Raw genomic sequence first — 7,505 nt, 5'->3', positions numbered from 1 at the left:
TGTGGCGAGCTGGTGGACGCGCTTCTCAACGCCCCCTCGGTGGTGGACAGTCCCGGCCTTGGCATCACGCAGGCGACCTTCGACGCCTTCGCCGCGCGCATGACGCCGATCGTCGAGAAACTCTCCGCCAGCTACCTGCCGGCCGAGACGCCGCTGAAAGTGACCTCGGGGCGAATTCCGATCGGCGAACCGCAACCCGTCAGCGTCGAGCAGATCGCCCAGGTCGCGGCGGCCGCCTTCACCTACCTGTCGCGCGACATCCGCAGCAAGCTTGAGAAGCAGCGCAAGGAGCGGAACGCGCCGCGCGCCGCCTGACGGCCGGGCGTTCGCGCAGGGCGATCCGCCGCCTCAACCGGGGCTGGCGGGTGGTCGTGCAAGCCACCGCGGATCCCGCCGCCCCCACCATTCCGGTCCCTCCGCCCTTGCGGCGGGGGTTTGTCAGGAGGCCGCTCCGGTCAGGATGTCCCGCGCGGCGGGGGTCGCACGCGTGATGCCCATGGCCTGAAGGAACATCGCCTCGATGCGTGCCGTCACGGCGGCTTCGTCGCGAAGGCGGAAGTTCACCACGCTCATTCCGCCGCGCCATCCGCTGGCCGCGCGTCCCTCCTCGTCGAAGGTCTCGCCGTCCGGATGCAGGTCCTCGACCTCCTCGGGCCGGGTGTAGTGCAAGGGCGCCGGCGCGTCCTCCTCGACCTCGACGTGCTCGCCATAGCAGTCCACCAGGGGACCGAAGCGGAGGGACTGCGCGCTGGTCAGGACAAAGCCGGGAATGCGATGCACCCAGCGCAGCTTCACCAGCCCCGCGCCATTCGGCGCCACGAAGCAGCACGCCGAGGACAGCACGGCCAGGTTGTTGAGGAGGGTCAGGCCCACCCCGTTGAAGATCGTGACCGGCACATCCGCCAGCTCGCGCCGCAGGCCCGCGGCGAAGGCGTTCTCACGCTCCAGGACGGCAGAGACGTTCAGCGCGTCGCTCAGCTTGGGCTCACCGCCCTGCTGGCTGGTGTTCAGGCCGTCCAGGAACACGGCGAAACGCGACGCGCCGGCCGCCTTGTGCAGCCGCCGCACCAGCCGCGCATAGAATTGCATCAGGTCCGGCATGGTCCGGTTCTGCAACCGGATACCCAGCACGAGCAGGGGAATGCCTCCGGCCGGGGCGCCCTCCCCGGCGGCCGCCTGGGCCAGCCTGGCGACCGTCATGGCGTTGTGGTCCTCCGCGATGCTCTTGAGCAGGCGGCGGCGGGTGACGAGCGGGATGCGGGACTCGACCATGGGAAGCATATGCCGGTCGGCGGCGATGGAGGCCGCGAAGGCTTCGGCCAGCTTCGTCTCGGACAGGCGTATGCGGCCGTCCAACTCGGGAAAGAGGCGAAGCAGCGGGCCATAGGGCGAATCCCCGGCCGCGCCCGCGAGGTCATGCACGACCAACCCGGGCGACGGGCGCCGGCGGTCCAGTGTCAGCGCCGTCTCGATCCCGGTGTACACGTTCCAGACCAGATGGCCGATGTGGTTGCGGCTGCGCGAGCGCGTGGCCACCGAGATCCCGCGCGCCTGCGGTTCCCATTGCGCCAGCGGCAGGCCCGTCGCGAGCAGGGTTGACTGCAAGCGGCCGAGCGCGCGCCTCGCATGCCGGAGGAGGTTGAGATTGCGGCAGATGACGATGTCATCCTCCGCGATCACGACGCCTTCGACGGAATAGGACATCAGCGCGGCACGAAAGATGACGAGCCAGTCAGGCCCCGCCTCCCTGTCCCGGATCTGCAGCACGCACCAGTCGGGGTCCGTCTGCACGGGGCGGACCATGGCCGCCATGCCATCATGTGACAGGGCGGGAAAGGCGAGCCGCCCCGACACGATGGCCTCATGCACCATGGGGCGCGGGTCATGCCCGAAGATCCGGCGCACCCGCTCGGCCGACGCGATGAGGGTCTCGGGAAGCTTCGTGCGGGATGGCTCCTTGGGGCGCAGGACATCGGCCAGCCTGACCTCGGTGCCGGGCTGCCATGCGGCCTCCGTCACCTCGAGCAGGATGTCCCGCCAGTCCGGGCCCAGGCGCAGCAGGGCCTGCGTATCGGCACATTGCGCGGCGGCGTCCACACGGGTGGCCAGGCGACGGAGCACAGGCTTCAGGAAGCGCGACGCCATGCCCCGGATACGCGCCACCTGCGCTTCCGCCAGGTTGCGATGCCAGACATCGAGCACCTTGCCGGAAGCGGACAGCACCCAGGCCTCAATCCGGCGACCGCCCCTCTCGGCGTCAAACTCGAGGAGGGCGAACTCCTCGCCAAACCAGAGCAGCCCCCTCGGCAAGGGCGCCGACCGCGCGCGGGCCGGGTGCGGCGCCAGGACGGGCATCTCGCCGCCCTCCCACCTCTCCACCACGATGGTGGCATCGGCCGTCACCCTGGCGCTTCGCCAGGAGAGCCCCGCTGGACCTGCTTGCGTCGAGGACATGGCTGTGGTTCCGCTCTGACGGGCCAAGAGATGCCGTCGCTACCTCATGGCAGCGATACGGCGACGCTTCCAGTTTCGTGGAAAATAGGTGCTGGCGCGGCTGGGCACGGCCTAGCACGCGTAGGTTCCGCGCACATAGCGCACGGCGTCCAGCAAGGCGGCCAGCGGATGTGCCGGCTGCTCAAGCATTTCAATGGCGACCCAGCCCGGATAGCCCACCGCCGCCAATGCCGCAGCGGCCGCGGCATGAGGGGCCGCAGGCGCGGCGAAGGGACCGAGTTTCGGCTCCGCGGCGTGGTAATGCGCGAGCCACGGCGCGCAGGCTTTGACGGCCTCCGCGATGTCATCTCCGCCCAGTGCCACGCAGGAGGTGTCCAGATGGACCCGCAGGCCGGCGTGGTCCACGGCTTGCACCATAGCCAGGACATCGCGCCAGCCTGGCAGGAAGTCGTTGCCATAGTCGGCCGGGACAGGCTCTAGGCCGATGACAAGCCCCTCTTCCCCGGCCAAGTGCGCCAAGCGCGACAGGCGGTCGGCGCCAAGGGCGAAGGCATCCTCGGAAGGGAGGGTGCCGCGCGCGCGCTGGCGCGGGGCACCGAACACCGCCACCTCCGCCCCCAGCTCGGCCGCGATGCGGGCCACGCGGGCGATTTGCACCTCCATGGCATGGAAGGCCTCAACGGACCCGAGCAGCGCCAGGCCGTCCACCCCGAAGAAAATGGCCTGGAGGGAGGAGGCGCGGAGGCCCCTGCCCTCAAGCTCCGTCCGAAAGGCCCGGAGTCGCGCCGCATCGAGCTCCGCCCACGGCCCAAGGCGCGTGGGCGCGACCTCCACGCCGCTTACGCCCGCGGCGGCCAGGCGCTCCCATTCATCGCCCGCCGCGGTCGGGGTAAAGGCGAGGTTGGAAACCGACAACTTCACTGGCGCATGGTCCGCACGAAGCTGGAAAGCTCCTCCATCACGCCCGCGGCATCGAGGTGATAGGGCCCCGTTCCACCCAGGAGCCCGGCGTGCCGGGTCTGCATGTCATACCGCGCATGAGGCAGCTCCGCGCCGCCGATCACCACGTCCGGAAAGAGCGTGGATTGGATCTGTGCGGTCGAGATGGGCGCCACGGCGATGTTGAGCGGGGAGATCGAGGCCTTCATCGCCGTCCGCAGATCATTGGCAAACCGGCGTAGCGGATACCATTGGAAGACGCCATTGGGGCTGATGTTGCCGCACATGTTGCCGGTGATCATGTCGAAGATGATGTTCTTCTTCAGACCCTGGCCGAACAACCCTGGCAGCCGGATGATGGTATGCGTCGGGAAACGTTGTTCCACCCATTGCTCGAGCAGACGCCGATGCTTGCCATAGGGCTGCGCCGCAGCCGGATCCGGGACATCATCTTCCGTCACGCCGACGGGGTGTGCATAGACATCCACGGTGGACACCAGCACGAAGTGTTCGCACGAAATAGTGTCAAGATGCGCCATCAATCCTTCAATTTGCGTCCAGTCTTTCTCAGGCTCCTTGTTCGCGAGCCATTTGACCGCGCTGACTCCAGCACAGACGACGGTGCCGAAGGATTTCCCGCGAATTTCGCCGATGTTGCTGGAGTTGTATTTGTACTGGAATTCCCAATTCCGATCCAAATTCGAACCGACAAAACCGGTATAGCCGATAAGGGCGTCGGGGAGCTTCATGGATGGAACCTCACTTCCCGGGTACAAGGATGATATCCTCGCGGATTTTCGGGGCCACTTCGATCGGGGCAAGTGAATTTTCGGACTCTATCAGCGCTAGGACCCGTTCAGTCGCAAAGAAAATGGTATCAATTTTGCCGGACATGATCGAAAAAATCCGGCCGTCCTGGAACACCGAACAACTGCGATCATCGAAATTACCGACAGGCTTGGTCTTTATGGCCAGCTGCACGCCTATATAACGGAAATTATCTCGAAACGCGGGGAGATTTTCCGAAATATGGTCTTCCATCGCCCGAATTTTTCGGTCCACCAATTCGGAATTCACGGCATTTCGGCAAGCGACCGCTTCAGCGGAGCTCGAAAAGCGTCCAAGCGGCGTGTGGACCACACTGGACAAGGTGAACACGTCCTTGTCCTCCGTCGGGTAGACCGACGCCAGCGGCCCATCAACCATGGTCACAGCTGGGTGGGGTGCCTTCGCTTCATAATAAAGCAGCATGGTAGGCTCATAGTACACATCAATAGGCGGACGATGATGATGCCCCCAGGTGGCATCTATGACGTAATCGAAAGACTCGCCATTGACTTCAACATGGCGGTCGCCTTGGACAATATTGCCCACCGGGCAGTTAAACCGGAGGGCGGATCCCAGCCGATTGGCAAAATAACTGCGCGCACGATCAATCAGCAAAACCCGCTCCTTCGTCAGGAGGGCCCCTTCAATGGCCGCCAGGCGCGGATCCGGCGCGGTCATTTCCACAAAATCAATGCCTGAAGACACCATGATAAGCTTGTATGTCTTGAAGTCTATCAGGCTGGTGCCCTCAGGCACCGCATAGATGTTTTCATCAATTTCAGCGGAAAGACTTGGGTATCGCTCGATGAACCGCAGAAAACCATCACGTGACTGAAGGCGGGTGCCGTGATGTCGCGCGTAGTGGAACCCAAGATGAAGGCGGAACTGGTTGTTTCCGGAAGCCTCGTGAAGAGGCCGGGCGTTGCGTTCAAAAACAGTGACGCGAAAGCCGAGGCTGGCCAGCGAGGATGCCAAATGGCAACCGTACCATCCCGCACCAACGATCGCGATGTTGAACGGCATGGTATATCTCCATCAGGTCACCGGTAATCGCCACGAGCAAGCACCAAAGAAAAAACTTCTATAACTTACTTATATTTTACCCCTGATTCTCGGCTCAGTTTATCCCGAGCTTCTCCACCACGTAGCATTTGCTTTCCCATTTCCTCCCTACATACCATGTCCACCGGGCAGCACGTCGTTACCATACGAAGAAGCTGAGCCGCCGCGAAATGCCGGGCCGCGTCGGGCTTAACTTCGGCTGAGGCAATTTAACACCACCCAGCGTAACCCACTATCTCCTAGTCGTAGTAATGGCGGAGACGCGGATCTTCGATGCCCTTGAGAAACTCCAGGATGGCCTCATAGCGCTTCGTGAGCTTCTCAACTGTCGCGGGGGACAATTCCTGCTTGTGACGTCCGGGTGCCCTATCTGCTCCAGGCCAATCCTTATGCACCCACCTGGCATTGGTCAGCAGATTCTCGGCCCGCTCCGCATCTATCAGCTCGCGCTGCTTAGCGGTCAGCTTGGTCAAATCCACGTTCAAAATCGAAGCGATCTTGGAAATCGCATCGTCAAAATGCAGGCAGTACAAAGCATAACCCACAAACGTCCAGTCACTTCCGTTCAGTTGCGGCACGATTTTGCGAAGCGAGTCGAAATCAGCCGTGTACCTGTTCCGGAGTACATAGCCCTCAAGCCCAAGCTCACGCATCTCCTGATGCCGGGCCTCGATTTGCTCCGGCGTCTTGCCGGGCTTCGGGTGGGAAAACTCCCACCAATAGCGGTTCACAACAAGATCACGTGGATCTCGCGCATTCACGATGAACTTGAAGCCGCTCAGATCCTGCTGGTCGCTGAAAAACTCAGTGGCATTCCAAAATACAATTGTATCATTCTTAGGGATTTCGTATTTCTCAAGTACGTCTTTGCGCTGCTCTCCAAGGTATCCTTGCGAAATGGAGTCACTTGTAACGAAATTATAGGATTTTCCTGCCAACGTCCGAATGGTGCGCCACATCGAGCCGGTGGCACTTGTTCGCGTGGTCAAGAAAATGACGGTCTGCATTTACGACATCCTTCCGCACATCCTGGAAAGCAACCTTAAGGCACTGAGAAGCCGCTGTCTCTCCCCGCCCGAGAGAGGGCCGCACGACAGGCGCTCATCATGGTGCATGCCGGCCACGACAGCAGACGCAGCCCGCCCGCGGATCAGACAGTCCGATAAGTCCTATCGTAAGTGTACCCATAAGCGAGCATTTCCTCGCCGCAAAGCCGCTTGAAGGTCGAGACGTAATTGTCATTCCAGTCGAGCGAGGTGATGTCGTGCAACTGGCTGGCACTGCCAGCTTCGGTTTGCTGGGGACGATTTTCGCGCAACGTAAGCAGCATGCGATCACGTTGGTCGGGACTACAGCCAGTGAACGCGACGACAGTGTCCACAACCGCTTCCGGAGACTGGATCATGTCCTGCTGGTCAATCTCGCACCATTGCGTGGCAGGCACCGCGGCCCTGATCGCGCGCCAGGCCGCCATGTTCCGCGCCCAATCCCGGCAGTGGTACTCAAAATTATGAACTGGAAATTTTCTCATGCGGGACACGACATTTTCGATGCCGCGGCGCTTGGCAAATATGAATATGGCGTCGGGCCACAACATCCGAATAATCGGCACGGCCTCGATCATCTCTGGATTGCCGGTCTTGTCAAACCACGGGCCTGATGTATTGTACTTTTCCACAACCGACTTAAATACTTCAAAGATTTGGCGCTTGAATTCAGCTCGATCCACCGCGGAAATAAGTACTTCTCGGCTCTGTGGAGAAGCAAATATGTCAAAATGACGGTCGGTGGCGTTGGAAATCGTGGTAAGCAAACTAAGCAGCATTCCCTCACGATATCCAGTATATCCTGCCGCCAAGGCCAAATCTACCAGAATACTTGTGCCCGAGCGCGGGGACCCTACGATAAAGAGTGGCGTCCGCAATTCCTGTACTCCCAATCACTCAATGCTGTTTTTTCATGTGGTATTTTAGCAAAAATCAAAAATTCCTGCAACGTTGCGGCAACTCCCCCTCCGGTTTGAAGAAATGGCGGCGGCGACGAGGCGGCGTGAGCGGAGGTGGGGCTCCGGACCTTGCCCGCGGATGGTCAAGCGCCATGACTTTCTGTTGGCGATGCCCACCGGGCCCCGCACGGAGTCGAGGCAGCGCCGTTTCGCAACCCGACCCATCAATCCGCGTCTCCCGATGGCCTAAGATTGTTGATTTCACACAAAAATTAGG

7 protein-coding genes are annotated in these 7,505 nt (G+C 61.8%); 1 reads left to right on the top strand and 6 read right to left on the bottom strand.

Annotated elements, in window-relative coordinates; translation table 11 throughout:
* Nucleotides 1–315: hypothetical protein (locus tag JTN19_RS13195; protein WP_206933532.1), on the top strand; the 315-nt coding region annotated here is incomplete at its 5' end.
* 123 nt (nucleotides 316–438) lie between these two features.
* On the opposite strand, the gene JTN19_RS13190 is transcribed toward JTN19_RS13195, so the two are convergent.
* The 6 genes from JTN19_RS13190 to JTN19_RS13165 all read right to left on the bottom strand — a co-directional run bounded on the left by JTN19_RS13190 (nucleotide 439) and on the right by JTN19_RS13165 (nucleotide 7,207).
* Complete coding sequence (locus JTN19_RS13190) at nucleotides 439–2,454, bottom strand: hypothetical protein (RefSeq protein ID WP_206933530.1); 2,016 nt, start codon at nucleotides 2,452–2,454, stop codon at nucleotides 439–441.
* Between the two features lie 111 nt (nucleotides 2,455–2,565).
* Nucleotides 2,566–3,369: a sugar phosphate isomerase/epimerase family protein gene (locus JTN19_RS13185; protein WP_206933528.1), complete on the bottom strand. Its 804-nt coding sequence runs from the start codon at nucleotides 3,367–3,369 to the stop codon at nucleotides 2,566–2,568.
* Between the two features lie 2 nt (nucleotides 3,370–3,371).
* On the bottom strand, nucleotides 3,372–4,142 hold the full coding sequence (locus JTN19_RS13180) for an NAD-dependent epimerase/dehydratase family protein (protein WP_206933526.1): 771 nt from the start codon (nucleotides 4,140–4,142) through the stop codon (nucleotides 3,372–3,374).
* Nucleotides 4,143–4,152: 10 nt separating this feature from the next.
* The gene (locus JTN19_RS13175; protein ID WP_206933524.1) at nucleotides 4,153–5,244 is read right to left on the bottom strand and encodes an FAD-dependent oxidoreductase; all 1,092 of its coding nucleotides are present in this window, start codon (nucleotides 5,242–5,244) and stop codon (nucleotides 4,153–4,155) included.
* A 278-nt stretch (nucleotides 5,245–5,522) separates the two neighbouring features.
* Entirely contained in the window at nucleotides 5,523–6,290 is a 768-nt protein-coding gene (locus JTN19_RS13170) for a hypothetical protein (RefSeq protein ID WP_206933521.1), read from the bottom strand.
* Nucleotides 6,291–6,433: 143 nt separating this feature from the next.
* On the bottom strand, nucleotides 6,434–7,207 hold the full coding sequence (locus JTN19_RS13165) for a sulfotransferase family protein (RefSeq protein WP_278008465.1): 774 nt from the start codon (nucleotides 7,205–7,207) through the stop codon (nucleotides 6,434–6,436).
* Nucleotides 7,208–7,505: the final 298 nt, after the last annotated feature.

This window comes from Roseococcus thiosulfatophilus (assembly GCF_017311575.1).
GTDB classification, from domain to species: domain Bacteria; phylum Pseudomonadota; class Alphaproteobacteria; order Acetobacterales; family Acetobacteraceae; genus Roseococcus; species Roseococcus thiosulfatophilus.
The sequence above is the reverse complement of the archived record's forward strand: the minus strand, read 5'-3'. Positions and strand labels throughout refer to the sequence as shown.

What these genes read in the sequence shown, in the direction of transcription:
- JTN19_RS13190 (WP_206933530.1), bottom strand. Translation starts at nt 2,454, where the DNA reads ATGTCCTCGACGCAAGCAGGTCCAGCGGGGCTCTCCTGGCGAAGCGCC.
- JTN19_RS13180 (WP_206933526.1), bottom strand. Translation starts at nt 4,142, where the DNA reads ATGAAGCTCCCCGACGCCCTTATCGGCTATACCGGTTTTGTCGGTTCG.
- JTN19_RS13175 (WP_206933524.1), bottom strand. Translation starts at nt 5,244, where the DNA reads ATGCCGTTCAACATCGCGATCGTTGGTGCGGGATGGTACGGTTGCCAT.
- JTN19_RS13170 (WP_206933521.1), bottom strand. Translation starts at nt 6,290, where the DNA reads ATGCAGACCGTCATTTTCTTGACCACGCGAACAAGTGCCACCGGCTCG.